The sequence below is a fragment of the Chitinophaga sp. YIM B06452 genome, from assembly GCF_039655965.1.
In the GTDB taxonomy this organism is placed as follows: domain Bacteria; phylum Bacteroidota; class Bacteroidia; order Chitinophagales; family Chitinophagaceae; genus Chitinophaga.
Genome location: NZ_JAWLKY010000007.1, coordinates 28,962 through 42,962, shown reverse-complemented (window position 1 = coordinate 42,962; position 14,001 = coordinate 28,962). Strand labels below are relative to the sequence as shown.

Sequence of the window (14,001 nt, the reverse complement as noted above, 5' to 3'; positions counted from 1 at the left end):
CGCAGGCCGTACGTATTTGGGCGTACGGCCTTTTTTATGTTACCTGAATTGAAAAGATATACTAGATTTAGATCAACGTTGATCCACTTATTATGGCAGGAAAAATGCAGCTCAACCTCACCCATCACCAACATTTCCCCGGCATCCCCAGCGCCAGCGGTCTTGCTTTTTACAAAGAGCATTACTACATCGTTGGCGACGATGCCACGCGTTTATTCATTCTCAACGCAGACCTCACACCGGCGGACCAGTTGCTGATACCCGGCCATGATCCCACCACGACCGGCCGCATACCCAAGCCCGTGAAAAAGGATTGGGAAAGCCTCAGTACCATACAAACCAATGGCCGCACGGCATTACTGGCACTGGGTTCCGGCTCCCTGAGCCCGCACCGGGATGCGGCACTGCTCTTTTTTCCTGATACGCAAAACATGGAAATAAAAGATCTCAGCGCTTTTTATAAACGATTAAGTGATATCGGGGAACTGAATATTGAAGCTGCCACGGAAATGGGAGAGTGCCTGCTGCTGGGTAACCGTGGCCACATGGGCAGGCCTGAGAACCTGCTGGTGTTGGCGAATACGCAAGAGATATGGCAGCAAGCGGGAAAGCCGCACGTCTGCCGCCTGCAACTGCCGCGGGAAACAGGTTTTTCGGGTATTTCAGGACTGGCATGGTACCCCGAAAAGGACTGGCTCTTTTTCACCACGTCCACGGAAGAAACCGCCAGCACTTACCTCGACGGCAAAATAGGAGAGAGCCGCATCGGCATTATAAAAAACGCCACCACAGCCCTGCGGCAGACCGAAGCCTCCCCGGATGAATGGTTCCCGCTGGAAAAAGTGCACCCCGTTTTCAAAGGCCAAAAGATTGAGTCGATCTGCCTGCGCGGAGAGGCCGATTGGCAGGAAATTACACTGGTAGCGGATAACGACGATGGCGGCAGCCATCTTTTCAGGCTGCGCGCCACGCTTTAAAGAGTTTAATAGAAGAACTGCTCCGATACGATCTGCCCGTCTCTCACTTCGTACAGCATGATCTGGTGGATCTGTATCCTTCCGTGCGGCCGCACAGTTATATCTTTTTTCCTTACTACCGCGAAATGATTGCCGCTCACCAATGGCTCGGAGGTAAACAAGCTGTGCACCGCTTCTATCCGCGATACAAATTCCTCGCCCTTTTTGCGGACATCCGCTTTGCCTTCCGCATACCCGAAATAAGGAGAACCGGCCGGGTCTATGCTTTTCACGTTGTCCGCAAAAAATTCGTCCTGTATCTCGAACCATTTTTCTTGCTGTGCCAGTTCATTGAACCGGTCGGCTACTTCCCGGGTGCCGGGTACTTTTTTATGAGTTGTCATATAGTGCTGATTTTTATTGGAATTGATTGCTAAGCCGGTACGCCTTTGCCTGTGGTGATTAGTTGGGACAGACTTTGGTGCAGGAACCTGTTCCAGCCTTTCACGCAGTCCTCATAGTCTGGCAGTCCCGGCACCATGCCGATGTGCGTGAAATGGATGGCCGCCCCATTTTTTTCAGCGGAGATCACAAACCTGATCCTGGTATCTATCCATTCGCTGACATTGCTGTCTGTAACATGCCAGACAACTGTTTTACCGGGAACGGATTCCGCGACTTTGTGCGTAATGAAGACCTTTCCGAAACGAACGGTAAATACATCGCCCACTTCCTGTGACTGGCCTTCTATGGCCGTCCACCATTCACTGACATTGTTGATGGCCCTGAATACCGCTTCCGGCGTTTTATCAACCTGCAGGGTCGTTGCTATATCTTGTGCTGCCATTGCTGGGTATTTTAAGTGTTTGTAGATTTTCCAATACAAAACTATCGCCCGGGCAGCACTCTGAAGGGGTGTAGAACAGACTTTGTAGCGGGCTGATTTGGACAGTGGGTTAATGGTTGAAATCTTTTTTGATCTTCAGCAGGAAATCCTTCACCGGGAAAAACAGGTTCTTCTTCCCGCGTGTGCGCATTTCGAGCAATCCCTGGTCTGCCAGTCCTGCGAGGTCCGTACGGGCTGTCTGGTTGCTTACGCCATACCGGTTCTGTACCTGCTGCACGGAAAAATACATGTCCTGGTCCTGGATAAGTTCTTGTACGATGAGCACCTGCCGTTCGTTGAAAGTGCTTTCCCGGAGCAGTACCAATGCCCGCTTTTTTTCTTCTGCTTTACGGTACAGGTATTTCTTCAGGTCATCCAGCGCAGCGGCCATGGATTTGAGGTTGTATAGCAGGAAATAGGTGAGGTCGTTGTCGTCCAGTTCCGTATGCAGATAGGCTTTGGCGTATTGTGCTTTAGAATTCAGCAGGATCCTGGAGAGCGGCATGTATTCGATCAGCCAATATTCTTTTTTGACCAGGTACCAGTAAAAGAGTGTGCGGGCCGTTCTGCCGTTGCCGTCTGCAAAAGGGTGGATATAACCCAGCATGAAATGCAGGAAAATAGCTTTCAGGACGGGGTGGAAAAAGAAGGATTGTTTTTCTTCATCATTGGCAAAACGGCAAAGGTCTTCCATCAGCTGCTCCAGCTGGCCGTGAGCGGGAGGGGAGTACATGGTATGGCCCGTTTGCGCATCTACGACTTTTACTTCGTCATCTTTCCGGAAAGCGCCTTCCGCAGAACGTTCGGGCAACGTGCGGCGGGTGATGAGCGCGTGCAGCGTACGGATATTGGCAGGGGTTACAGCTTCATCCTTATGCGCCAGTATCCACTTCATGGCTTCATAATTGTTCAGGATCATCTGCTCAGACGTGTTGCGCGGTTTCCGGCTGGTTTCGAGCATTTCCTTTGCCACCTTGCGGGTGGTAACGGAGCCCTCCAACTGGCTGGAGGCAATGGCTTCTTCCATGAGGGAACTGATGAGGTAACGTTCCCTGTCTTCGGCGGCAATAATGCTTTCCCCCTGGAAAGCGCCTCCCAGGCTGAGATCGAAGGCATGAAGATAATTCAGCAGCACGGAAGGCGCGCCGAGCTGGAAGCTGAAACCTTCCAGGGATGAGAAATGGAATCTTTTATTGCTGATGCGGATGGATTTGACGGCGGCCCAAAGCCGTTTTTCGTCCATATCCCAGTCTTTGGCTGTGTATTTCCATTTATCGAAGTAGGGATATTTGTTTTCATTGATGTCCAGCAGGTCCTGGAACCGCGCTTTGCCGCCCAGTTCGTCCATCACGCTGCGGGAGCTGATCCTGCCGGTATATGGCGGCCGTTCGGGTACTTTCATAATATCTCCTAATTTTTATAAAGTTAGGAGATATTTGGAATAAAAACGATTTCCACCCACCGCCGCCCCATCACAGTCAAATTACCTTATTTCACCATCCGTAAATACCGGCAATTGTGAGAGCAATTTTGTAATTTCGCATGCATTTTATTTACGAACAGGATTTATGATCAACATTACATTCCCGGATGGCGCAGTCAGGCAGTACGAGCAAGGTATTACAGCACTGGACATTGCTAAATCCATCAGCGAAGGGCTCGCCCGAAAAGTATTGGCGGCAAAAGTAAACGGACAGGTGATAGACGCTACCCGCCCCATCACCCACGATGCAACCCTCCAGCTCCTTACCTGGACAGATGCAGACGGAAAAGCCACCATGTGGCACTCTTCCGCCCACCTCATGGCGGAAGCGCTGGAAGCCCTGTACCCGGGAGTGAAGTTCGGCTACGGCCCCCCGCTGGAGAACGGCGGTTTTTTCTATGATGTGGACCTTGACGGCCGTGCTATCTCCGATGAGGAACTGCGCAAGCTGGAAGCCAAAATGGCCGAACTGGCCAAACTGAACAGCGTATACGTGCGCAAAGACGTGTCCAAGGCCGACGCCATCAAGTATTTCACCGAAAAAGGCGATCCTTACAAGATAGACCTGCTCCAGAAGCTGGAAGACGGGTCCATCACCTTCTATACCCAGGGCAACTTCACCGACCTCTGCCGCGGGCCTCACATCCCCAGCACCGGTTTCATAAAAGCCGTGAAGCTGACCAATATTGCCGGCGCATACTGGCAGGGCAATGAGAACAACAAGATGCTCACCCGCATCTATGGCATCACTTTCCCTTCCCAAAAGGAACTGGACGAGTATCTGGCCCTCATCGAGGAAGCCAAAAAGCGCGACCACCGCAAGCTGGGCAAGGAACTGGAACTGTTTGCCTTCTCCGAGAAAGTAGGCCTCGGCCTGCCGCTGTGGCTGCCCAAAGGCGCCATGCTGCGCGAACGCCTGCAGAACTTCCTGCAGAAAGCGCAGATAGAGAGCGGGTATCTGCCCGTGGTAACACCGCACATCGGCAGCAAACAGCTGTATGTGACCAGCGGCCATTACGAGAAATACGGTAAAGACAGCTTTCAGCCCATCCATACGCCGGAAGAAGGGGAGGAATTCATGCTTAAACCCATGAACTGCCCCCATCACTGCGAGATCTATAAAACCTCTCCCAAGAGCTATAAAGACCTGCCGGTACGCTTTGCCGAGTTTGGCACCGTTTACCGCTACGAGCAGCACGGGGAGCTGCATGGCCTTACCCGCGTGCGCGGCTTTACCCAGGACGATGCGCACCTTTTCTGCCGGCCCGACCAGGTGAAAGAAGAGTTCGAAAAGGTGATAGACCTGGTGCTGTATGTATTCAACAGCCTGAGTTTCACCGATTTTACGGCACAGATCTCGCTGAGGGACCAGGAAGACCGCAGCAAATACATCGGTTCGGAAGAGAACTGGAAAATAGCCGAACAGGCGATCATCGATTCCGCTGCGGAAAAAGGGCTCAAAACCGTGATAGAATACGGGGAAGCGGCTTTTTACGGCCCCAAGCTGGATTTCATGGTGAAAGACGCCCTGGGCCGCAAATGGCAGCTGGGCACCATCCAGGTGGATTACAACCTGCCGGAGCGCTTTGAGCTGGAATATATCGGGGCAGACAACAAGCCGCACCGCCCGGTGATGATCCACCGCGCGCCTTTTGGCAGCATGGAGCGGTTTATTGCCGTACTGATAGAGCATTGCGCCGGGAAATTCCCCCTGTGGCTCACACCCACACAGGTGAAAATCCTGCCCATCAGCGACAAGTTCCTGCCCTATACAGAAAAAGTAGCAGAATTGCTAAAAAAAGCGGAAATTCGCGCTGAAATTGATGACAGGAACGAAAAGATCGGCAAGAAGATACGAGAAGCGGAATTAGCAAAAATACCCTATATGCTGGTGGTAGGTGAAAAAGAAGAAGCGGAAGGAAAGGTGTCCGTGCGCAGGCAGGCAAAAGGGGACCTGGGCGCGATGAGCATCGAAGAGTTCAGCAGGATAGTAGGTGAGGAAGTGATCAATCGCAAACCTTTTGAATGATCCGTTTGTTTTTATAAAACAATTTTAACCATTGCAATGGCTTGCCGGTTTAAAATTTAAAGTCCACCGTCAGCGCCATTATTTTTATCTAACAATTCAACATTTTAATGCAACAAGGACCAAGACCAAATTTTAACAACCGGGGCAGAAACCCCAATTTCAGAAGAGAACAACAGCAGGAGCATCGTACCAACCGTATGATCCGTGTACCCGAAGTGAGGCTGGTGGGCGACAACGTGGAACCGGGCATTTACAGGACCGATGAAGCGTTGCGCATGGCTGAAGACCAGGCGCTCGACCTGGTGGAGATCTCCCCCAACGCAGCCCCTCCCGTTTGCCGCATCATCGACTATAATAAATTCCTTTACGAGAAGAAGAAGAAGGAAAAGGAAATGAAGGCCAACGCTCATAAGAGCGAGGTGAAAGAGATCCGTTTTACGCCTAATACAGACGATCACGACTTTGATTTCAAAGCCAAACACGCCGAAAAATTCCTCAAAGAAGGCAATAAAGTAAAAACATACGTGCAGTTCAAAGGCCGCGCCATCATGTTCAAGGAACGTGGTGAGCTCATCCTGCTGAAATTCGCCGAACGCCTTGCGGAAGTAGGCGCCCTGGAAGGGATGCCGCTCATGGAAGGTAAACGTATGATCGCCATCTTCGCACCCAAATCCGCGAAGAAAAAGCCGGCCGGCGCTCCCAAGGAACCAAGGGAAAACACCGGCGAACCGCAGGCTCCACGTCCGCAACAGCCCCGCGAAGAGCAGCCCCAGGCAGCTCCCGTGCGCAGGCCTATCGAGATAAAATACGCGAAGCCGCCCGCGCCTAAAACACCCGCCCCGGACGATAAACCGGCAGACAACGGCGGCAACTAAGTTTTAAGTGTTATTTCGAAATAGATTTCAATAAAAGCCCGGGTGGTTACCCGGGCTTTTTTATGCGTTCATATGAGCGCTCTTCCGCTACCGCTTTTCGCGGGAAGACCGTGCTTTCCCGTTGAAATCAAGGGCCAGTGCCACCCAGTAATTGAAGGCCGCCGCCGGCCGGATGATGTCCTCTCCGACGTGCACGTATCCTTTGTATTCCCGGCCGCCCATGATCACTGTGCTGCCTCCCCGGCCTTTAGCTTCTTCGTGCAAAGCAGGGTCTATACGGCACATCATCCTGCCTTCGCCTGCGTTGAGGCACATTTTGCCGTTTACCATAAAGGCGATGCCGCCGAACATCTTTTTTTCTTCCACCCGTGGTAAATGCGCCAGCGCCTGCCGTATCCTTCCCGCTAATTTTTCATTGTAGGCCATGGGTCATGGTTTCGGTGTGTTCTTATCGAATGTAAGCGTATCGAACCATATCGACAGCGAAGCCAGCTTCCCGTTCCGGGCCTTCCAGATCTCCGCCACATCGCCGTTGATGTTTGCGCCGTTAGGAAAGGTGAAGTCGTAGTTACCGATCACGCAGGCATTTTCACCCTCAACGATCATTTCTTTCACATGCATACGCCGGAACGCGCGCGAGAATCTTTTAATGACCTCGATGTAAGCTGCCTTTCCCGCCAGGGGCACGTTTTGGGTCATATCGCCGCCGATAAAGGTAAAGTCATCTGCAATCACGGATTCCCATCCTTCCTTGCGGACGAAACCTTCGTAGTAAATGTCAAGCAGTTGTTTTGTTGTGTTTGCCATTTTCAAGGTTTTTAAGATTAGTTATCTTTGTTATTGCAATTTGCAAGTACTAAGTTAATAAGTTATTTCAAATTGCAAGTACTTTTCAAAAACAACCGTATGGAAAAAACCAGGTCAGATTGCCCTATCAGCTGTTCGCTCGACGTTTTTGGGGATAAATGGTCGCTGCTGATCATCAGGGATGTGATGCTCCGTGGGAAGGCCTCTTACAGCGAATTCCTGGAGTCTGAAGAAAGGATAGCCACGAATATCCTGGCCAACAGGCTGAGCGTACTGGAAGCGGAAGGCATCCTGCTCAAACAGGTATCCCCGGCCAACCGGTCCAAGTTCATTTACAGCCTTACGCCCAAAGGGATAGACCTGCTGCCGATCGTGATCGAGATCATGGATTGGGGCGCCAAATACAACGCCAACTGCCCGCGCAGGGAACTGGGGAAAAAGATCAAAAAAGATAAAGCGGCAGTGGTGAAGGAATATTACCGGAAATTGAAGGAACAATTCCGTTAAGTTACTTTCCCGTTTTTCAGCGCGGCCAGCTCCTTCAGCGTTTTCATCCCGCGGCTGCGGATGCCGGGTGTGGCTCCTTCGCGCAGATGGTCTTCTATCAGCATTACGATCTCGTTCCGGATATCCGGGTATATTTTGGCCAGGCGGCCGAGAATGGTCATGGAAAAAGCTTTCACGGCCACCGTCTCTTTGGGATCTTCCAGGAACTGGAAACAAAAGTTCATCACTGGCCCCTGCAGGTCTTCCGGGACGGGCATATCGCGCAGGATGCGCACCACGTTGCGCTTTACCGCCACGGGTATGCCGGGGTGCCCCATGCGGTCCACCATAGCGGCCAGGTGCGGCGCCATCAACCGGGGATGTTTATCGCCTACATAGCTCAGTATCCAGGCGGCGCGCTGCACTACGCGGTATTCGTCGTGCAGGAAAAGGTCCACTAGTTGCGCCAGGCGTTTGGGATTGCCGCCCACCCAGGCTGCAAGGGCTTCAGTGTGTTCCTTCGAATTTTCACGAAGTATTTCATCACGCAGTTCCATAGTGCTAAGATAAAAAAGAGCGGCCACAATGGACCGCTCTTTGGTTATTAAACCGCACTGGAAAGATCACTGTACGATGAGCGCGGAAACATGCGGCACCAGCGTGCCTTTTCCGCCTTTGTAACCGCGGGCAAAGAACGTATAGATACGCTGGTTGCCTGTTGCGATGGAACGGGGGCCGGAGAGCACCGCGCCGTTAGGCCCGCTGCCGGCTTCGCGGATATAATACTGGAAGGTGCCGTTGCTGATGTTCACATAAGGCGTTACCGTTTTGTAAGCAACGTTCGCCGCAACCAGGGTAGTGCCCTGGTAAAAATCGACAGCCGGTACATTCGGCATAAGGTTCAGGAATTTGACGCGCGAAAGGCTGTCCGGCGGAGTAGTATCATCTTCTACCATTACGCCGGTGGCATTAGGTACAGAATCCGTAATGAACAAGGTGTACCGCTTATTGGCCTGCAACGATTGGGAAAAACTGAATACAGCCACAGAATCCACGTCTGTGCCTGCTTTTGGCACACTTACATCCACATTGGTTTCGCCTTGCGGGATATTCAGGTAATCGCTGTTGTTGGAACCGCCTGTGTTAAGCCCGCCGCCGGGGAAAGGAGTGGCGTAGCTTACGATGCCGCTCATGCGCTGGCCGTTCACTTTTATTTGTACACCCTGGTTGGTAATACTGGGCGTGAAGATGCCCACTTTCAACCTCACCATGTTGTCCACATACGTGCGCGCGGTGATGTTGAACTCATTCTTCTTACAGGCCGCCAAAATGCTTGTGGCTGCCACTATTCCGATGATATATAATGCTTTCATAAATAGACAGGTTTAATTAAGGGAGCATAAACCACACAGGTTTGGTATGATAGTTTCCTTCCAGTGCGCCAATACGGGCCAGCTCTTCCAGGTTCCATACGTACTCGGAATTGTACCTGGGCCGTGCCCTGGATACCAGCAGGCCATTGTTTTGGGACGATAAGGGAGCGGGCGGCACAAAGCCTTTGTAAACCACCTGGCCGTTGCGCGGATCGGGAATGGCGCCGTAATAGAACCTGCGCAGGTCCACCCATGTTTCAGTGAAGCCCCAGCCCCATAAGGCAATGTATTTCTGCAGCATGATGTCTGCCAGCGTAAGGTCCGCTTCTGTGCGTTTCACATTAGGGGAATTCAGGTAAATGGCCCGCGCAGTGTTTGAAATGGGCTGCCCGTTGTACAGCACGTTGTTGTTGCGGGGAAGGTTAGACCTGTTGATGAAATCGAAATGAGCGTTGATGCCTTTCGTGTATGCATCCAATGCAGTAGCATTGTCGCCCATGCGGTAAGCGGCTTCGGCTTTGATGAACTGTATCTCGGCGTAGGTCATAACCGGCGATACGGCTTTGTCCTTGAAAAGGAACTTACCTGCATTGGGCGTAAATACGGATGCGCTGGGATTTTGATATAAGCTGTCGCCCCAAAGGTTGGCCGCTCTTTTACGGGCGTTGGCCGCGCCGGTACCATTAGGGTCGCCCATGCCGGGATCTACGCCGCGGTAGCCGCCGTTGCCATTCGTGGTATCCTGGCCGGCAGACAGCATGTGGCTGATGCGCGGGTCGCGGTTTTCGTATATACTGGTGTCCCCGGCCAGGATAGTACCGTCAAGCAGCTGCACAATAAAGTTGCTTTGCCTGTAATTGGTGAGGTTGTTCCTGTAAGGGCCGAAGAAATTACTGTCGTCATTCTTGCTGGCATCATGGGGCACCAGGAAGTCGTCTGAAACGTCAGACAGAGATTGATTACAGAATTCGATCACTTTCGCCGGGTCGTAAATGGCTTTGTTGGAAAGATGGTTGTAATTCCTGGCCAATATGCCATACACGAATTTGATCCATTTCTGCCGGTCGCCGCCTAAAGAGTAGTCACCGCGGCTCAGTGGTTTATTGGAAGGGTTGAGGTCTGTCCGGTTCAGGTAGAACAGCGCTGAATCGCACCATACGCGCACGCCGTTGTACACCGTATCCTGCCCGTCGAATTTGAACAAAGCGGTGTTCTCTTTAAATGCTTCGGTGAAGATGATCTCTCCATGATGATCGGTGCAGCTCTGGAACATAAAGGCCTGCAATGCATAAGCTGCGCCCACGTAATCCCACTGGCCTTTTTCACGGCCTACGTTGATAATATAACGAAGGTTCTGGCCCAACCCGAAATAGGTCTGCCGCCAAACGTCGCCGTTGGCATCGCTGCCGCCGGTATAGCCCATCCTGTCCCAGTTCACATCCGCCGAGAGCGTGCTGGATGACGTCAGCCAGTTCTGAACATAGCGGCCAACATACCTTGCGTCGTATTGAATGCCGCGTGGGATACCGGCCAGCTGGGTCGGGAATACAGAAGCGGGATCCGGGTTCTGGGGGGTATCCGGGTCGCTGTTTACGTCCAGCCACTTTTTACAGCCGGCAAGGGTTACCAGCAATAAGTATAGTATGATGAATATCCTTTTCATGGTTTAGTTTTTAGGTCTTAGAACTGCACTTTGATACCGAAGTTGATACCCCTGGGCGTAGACAATGAACCGAAGTCGATGCCGGCCCCGCCGTAGCCGCGGTTGGCGGCAGTATTGGCGTTCACTGCGGGATCGGCCCCGGTGTAGTTGGTGATAATGAACAGGTCTGTTCCAGTCATGAACACGGATGCGTTGGTGATCAGCTTCTGCCTTGCCAGCAGGGTGCGCGGCAGGCGGTACATCAGTGTTACGTCACGCAGGCGCATCCAGTCTACAGACTCAATGAAATCCGCTTCTGTGGCCACGGTGGAGCCCCAGTAATCGGTCCTGTAATAGGGGTTGATCGCGATATTGTTGGGCGTGGGTTTGGAAGTTTCTTCCAGTCCGTCTGCCAATACGCCTTCTATCACAAACTGCTGCTCCCTGTTCAACGTGCGTTTGCTGAGGCCGGCAAGGTAGAGGTAATATTCGTTGCCGTTGAAAACGTCGCCGCCACGGCGGAAGTCCAGGTTGAAGCTCAGGCTCCAGTCTTTGTACGTGAATTCGTTGATAAGCCCCACTTTGAAATCAGGCTGGCGGTCGCCCACGATCACGAAATCGCCGGAAGAAACAGGCAGGCCCGATGATGGATTAATGAGCAACTTGCCCTGGCTGTTGCGGCGCAGGCTGTAACCGCTAAGGTTGCCGGTGAACGCACCTTTGTATGCCTGCGAGCGCAGGTTGCCGAACACCCAGGTGTCTGAATCATAATAAGTGGGCAGGCCGGCCGGCATCTCCAGTATCTGGCCCCTGTTGCGGTCGAAGTTGGCCAGCACGTGCCAGCGGAATTTGCTGGTTTGTATGGGATCGCCGGAAAGCTGTATCTCAATTCCACGATTTTCCACCAGGCCGCCGTTCAGGTATTTGATTACATAACCGGTACCGTAGCTGGCACGGGCGGAAAGTATCTGGTTGCTGCTGCGCAGGGAATACCTTGTAATGTCGATCCCCAGCCTGTTCTCGAAGAACTTCAATTCGGCGCCGAACTCGAAGTTCTTTGTTTTCTCAGGCACCAGCCCCTGGTTGTTGCCGGTAAAACCGAAAGCGTAACCACCGCCAGTGGTGATCTGCGACTGCATCGTATAGTCGATTACGTAAGGCGTGGCTGGTCCTTTACCGGTGGTGGCGTAGGAGATGCGCGCCTTCCCGTAGCTGAGCCATTTCCAGTCCTTCAGCAGGTCGGAGAACACGAAGCTCAGGCCCGCGGCCCCATAGTTGAAGAAGGGATCTTTATCTACGAAGCGGCTCATGAAAGTAGAGTTGCCCTCCCGGGAACCTGCCAGGGATAAGTATAACAGACGGTTCCAGCTTACCTCATAGTTGCCGAAGAGACGTGTTTTGCGGATGTTGCTGTAAGTAAGCTTCGCATCACGGCTCAGCGGTTCGGTGTTGTTGATGGAGATGAACTCAGGCTCGTAGAAACGTTCGCCTTTGTAGGCATCTATCTGCGTGGTGAAATCGTCGAACGCAAAACCAACGGTGAGGATGTTGCCGAATTTCCCGAAAGTCTTATTCGCAGTGCCGCGCAGGATGCCGGAGAAGTTGCGCGTCATGATGTCCTGCCCGGAAAGGAAGCCGTTGCTGGCAAAACCGTAACGGGATTGCGGGTGTGTCATGAAGTAACCGTCTGTCGTGTAAATATCCGCGCTGCCGATGCCGCTGAAGGTGAGCCAGTCTGCCGGGTTGAGGTTCAGCTGCACGTTGCCGGTAAAACGCTCGGTATGGTCGTTGGAAAGGTTTTTATTCACGTCCCAAAAGGGGTTGTCGAACTCGGTGTTGTAAGCCACGCCTCGCAAGGTCTTGCGGCTGCCGTCCGGGTTCATGTAGTCCCGTACATCTTCGTCCACAGGCCAGGTAAGCAGCGTCAGGAAGTAGCTGCCCGCGCCTTTGGAACCTTTATCTGTGGTGGAGTTGGTATAGGTAAAAGAAGCATTCATATCAAACAGCGGGCTTACCTTAGCGGAGCCGGAAAGCCGCACGGTACCGCGGTTGAAGGAGGTATTAGGCACTACGCCTTTCTGGTCCAGGTAGCTGGAAGAAAGCCGGAATGTGTATTTCTCGTTGCCGCCATCCACGGTGAGGCTGTGCCTTTGCTGGAAGCCTTTCTGGAAAAATGCATCGAAGTTGTCGTAGAAGGTGACAGTATCGAGGTCATATTTTGGCCCGAAGAAAGCGCTCATCTGCCCGAATGAAAAGGGATTCACGGTGGCGTTGGGATCGGCAACCCCGTTCAGCCCGCGGCTGTAGGTGGTTTGCACTTCCGGGAACATGTATACGTCTTCTATACGGAAGTTATTGTCGTAGGTAACGGCCGCTCTGCCTGCGCGCCCCCTGCGGGTGGTGATGAGGATGGCGCCGGAAGCCCCGTCTGACCCGTAGAGCGCTGCCGCTTCGGGGCCTTTCAGCACAGTGATATTTTCAATGTCTTCTGGATTCAGGTCCATGGCGCGGTTGCCGTAGTCTGAGTTGCGGTTGGCAAAGGATACGCTCTGGCCGCTGATGAGGGCTTCCTGGTTCAGCGTCTGGTTGTCGAACGGCACACCATCTACCACGAACAGCGGCTGGTTGTTGCCGCCAATGGAGGTAGCCCCGCGGAGTATGATCTGCGAAGACGACCCGGGCGCACCGGAAGTGCCGGTAACGGTAGCGCCCGCAATGCGGCCCGCAAGGCCGTTGATAAAGTTTTCGCGTTGCGTCTGCGCCACGTCAGCGCCATCTACCTTTTGTACGGAAGAGGCAAGGGAGCGGGGATCCTTGGAAATGTTGTAAGCCGTTTTCACGAACTCCTGCAGGTTCTTCCTGTCCACGCTCAGCTCCACATGGATCGTGTTGCTGCTGCCCACGGTAATGTTGCGGGGCACATAGCCGATGTAGCTGAATACCAGTACCTGGCCGGGATTGGCCGCAATACCATAGTTTCCGTTGGCGTCGGTGGCCACGCCGGTACTGGTGCCCTGTATGCGCACCGTTACCCCGGGCAGGGGCTGCCTGTCTTCAGCAGCCGTTACGGTGCCACGCACCATGTTCTGTGCCTGTACGGCAGGAATGATCCCCAGTAATAATAGGAAGAGGAATAGACTTCTCATCATAAAGAACGAGATTTTGGTGATGGAATAAAAGCGATGCCTGTTACTAAAAAAACGGATGCAAGGCATACAACGCGGCCTGTTGCCGGGATATGCCCTGAGCAATGATTTAATTCACGGGAGCGCCATGTCTGGATTTGATTGCTACGCTTGAATTTAGATTTTCGATTACTGCCTGTTGACAATTAGATTTCGATTACTTGTTTGACCCGGTATAGCTGAATTTTAAATGCTGTCAGTGATCCATGTCTTTTCGGATAGCGGTTCTTTCCTGGAACGGTTTAGATTTTGATCAAAACTGAAACAATGTAAAAGGGG

Annotated in this window: 13 protein-coding genes; 4 read left to right on the top strand and 9 right to left on the bottom strand. The window is 52.6% G+C overall.

The annotated features are described in order from the left end of the window. The first annotated feature begins 92 nt into the window (after nt 1–92). On the top strand, nt 93–977 hold the full coding sequence (locus R3I13_RS24375) for a hypothetical protein (RefSeq protein WP_346320602.1): 885 nt from the start codon (nt 93–95) through the stop codon (nt 975–977). A gap of 5 nt (nt 978–982) precedes the next feature. Here R3I13_RS24375 and R3I13_RS24370 read toward each other — a convergent pair whose 3' ends face one another. From R3I13_RS24370 to R3I13_RS24360, 3 genes are all read right to left on the bottom strand, one after another. Continuing rightward, nucleotides 983–1,360: a nuclear transport factor 2 family protein gene (locus R3I13_RS24370; protein ID WP_346320601.1), complete on the bottom strand. Its 378-nt coding sequence runs from the start codon at nt 1,358–1,360 to the stop codon at nt 983–985. A 29-nt stretch (nt 1,361–1,389) separates the two neighbouring features. Next, nucleotides 1,390–1,803, bottom strand: a complete 414-nt coding sequence (locus tag R3I13_RS24365) for an SRPBCC domain-containing protein (protein ID WP_346320600.1) — start codon at nt 1,801–1,803, stop codon at nt 1,390–1,392. Nucleotides 1,804–1,912: 109 nt separating this feature from the next. Then, nucleotides 1,913–3,244 (bottom strand): Fic family protein, encoded by a 1,332-nt coding sequence (locus tag R3I13_RS24360; RefSeq protein ID WP_346320599.1) that lies wholly within the window; start codon nt 3,242–3,244, stop codon nt 1,913–1,915. 166 nt (nt 3,245–3,410) lie between these two features. On the opposite strand from R3I13_RS24360, the gene thrS reads away from it, so the two are divergent. Both thrS and infC read left to right on the top strand, forming a co-directional pair. After that, a complete protein-coding gene (gene thrS, locus R3I13_RS24355) occupies nt 3,411–5,354 on the top strand; it encodes a threonine--tRNA ligase (protein ID WP_346320598.1) in 1,944 nt (647 codons plus the stop codon). 107 nt (nt 5,355–5,461) lie between these two features. Then, the gene (infC, locus tag R3I13_RS24350; protein ID WP_346320597.1) at nt 5,462–6,229 is read left to right on the top strand and encodes a translation initiation factor IF-3; all 768 of its coding nucleotides are present in this window, start codon (nt 5,462–5,464) and stop codon (nt 6,227–6,229) included. A gap of 87 nt (nt 6,230–6,316) precedes the next feature. Here the strand turns inward: infC and R3I13_RS24345 are convergent, their stop codons facing one another. After that, nucleotides 6,317–6,655, bottom strand: a complete 339-nt coding sequence (locus R3I13_RS24345; RefSeq protein WP_346320596.1) for a TfoX/Sxy family protein — start codon at nt 6,653–6,655, stop codon at nt 6,317–6,319. Between the two features lie 3 nt (nt 6,656–6,658). Continuing rightward, nucleotides 6,659–7,036 carry a nuclear transport factor 2 family protein gene (locus R3I13_RS24340; RefSeq protein ID WP_346320595.1) on the bottom strand — a complete coding sequence of 126 codons (378 nt, stop codon included), beginning with the start codon at nt 7,034–7,036 and terminating at the stop codon, nt 6,659–6,661. 99 nt (nt 7,037–7,135) lie between these two features. Here R3I13_RS24340 and R3I13_RS24335 point away from each other — a divergent pair, with 99 nt between their 5' ends. After that, nucleotides 7,136–7,543: a helix-turn-helix domain-containing protein gene (locus R3I13_RS24335; protein WP_346320594.1), complete on the top strand. Its 408-nt coding sequence runs from the start codon at nt 7,136–7,138 to the stop codon at nt 7,541–7,543. Here the strand turns inward: R3I13_RS24335 and R3I13_RS24330 are convergent. The 4 genes from R3I13_RS24330 to R3I13_RS24315 form a co-directional block, all read right to left on the bottom strand. Further along, on the bottom strand, nt 7,540–8,079 hold the full coding sequence (locus R3I13_RS24330) for a hypothetical protein (RefSeq protein ID WP_346320593.1): 540 nt from the start codon (nt 8,077–8,079) through the stop codon (nt 7,540–7,542). The two genes, R3I13_RS24335 and R3I13_RS24330, sit on opposite strands and share 4 nt — an antisense overlap. Before the next feature lie 66 nt (nt 8,080–8,145). Then, nucleotides 8,146–8,895 (bottom strand): DUF4397 domain-containing protein, encoded by a 750-nt coding sequence (locus tag R3I13_RS24325; RefSeq protein WP_346320592.1) that lies wholly within the window; start codon nt 8,893–8,895, stop codon nt 8,146–8,148. 16 nt (nt 8,896–8,911) lie between these two features. Next, nucleotides 8,912–10,558, bottom strand: a complete 1,647-nt coding sequence (locus R3I13_RS24320) for a SusD/RagB family nutrient-binding outer membrane lipoprotein (RefSeq protein WP_346320591.1) — start codon at nt 10,556–10,558, stop codon at nt 8,912–8,914. 17 nt (nt 10,559–10,575) lie between these two features. After that, nucleotides 10,576–13,686, bottom strand: coding sequence for a SusC/RagA family TonB-linked outer membrane protein (locus tag R3I13_RS24315; RefSeq protein WP_346320590.1), 3,111 nt, complete (start codon nt 13,684–13,686; stop codon nt 10,576–10,578). Nucleotides 13,687–14,001 lie beyond the last annotated feature (315 nt).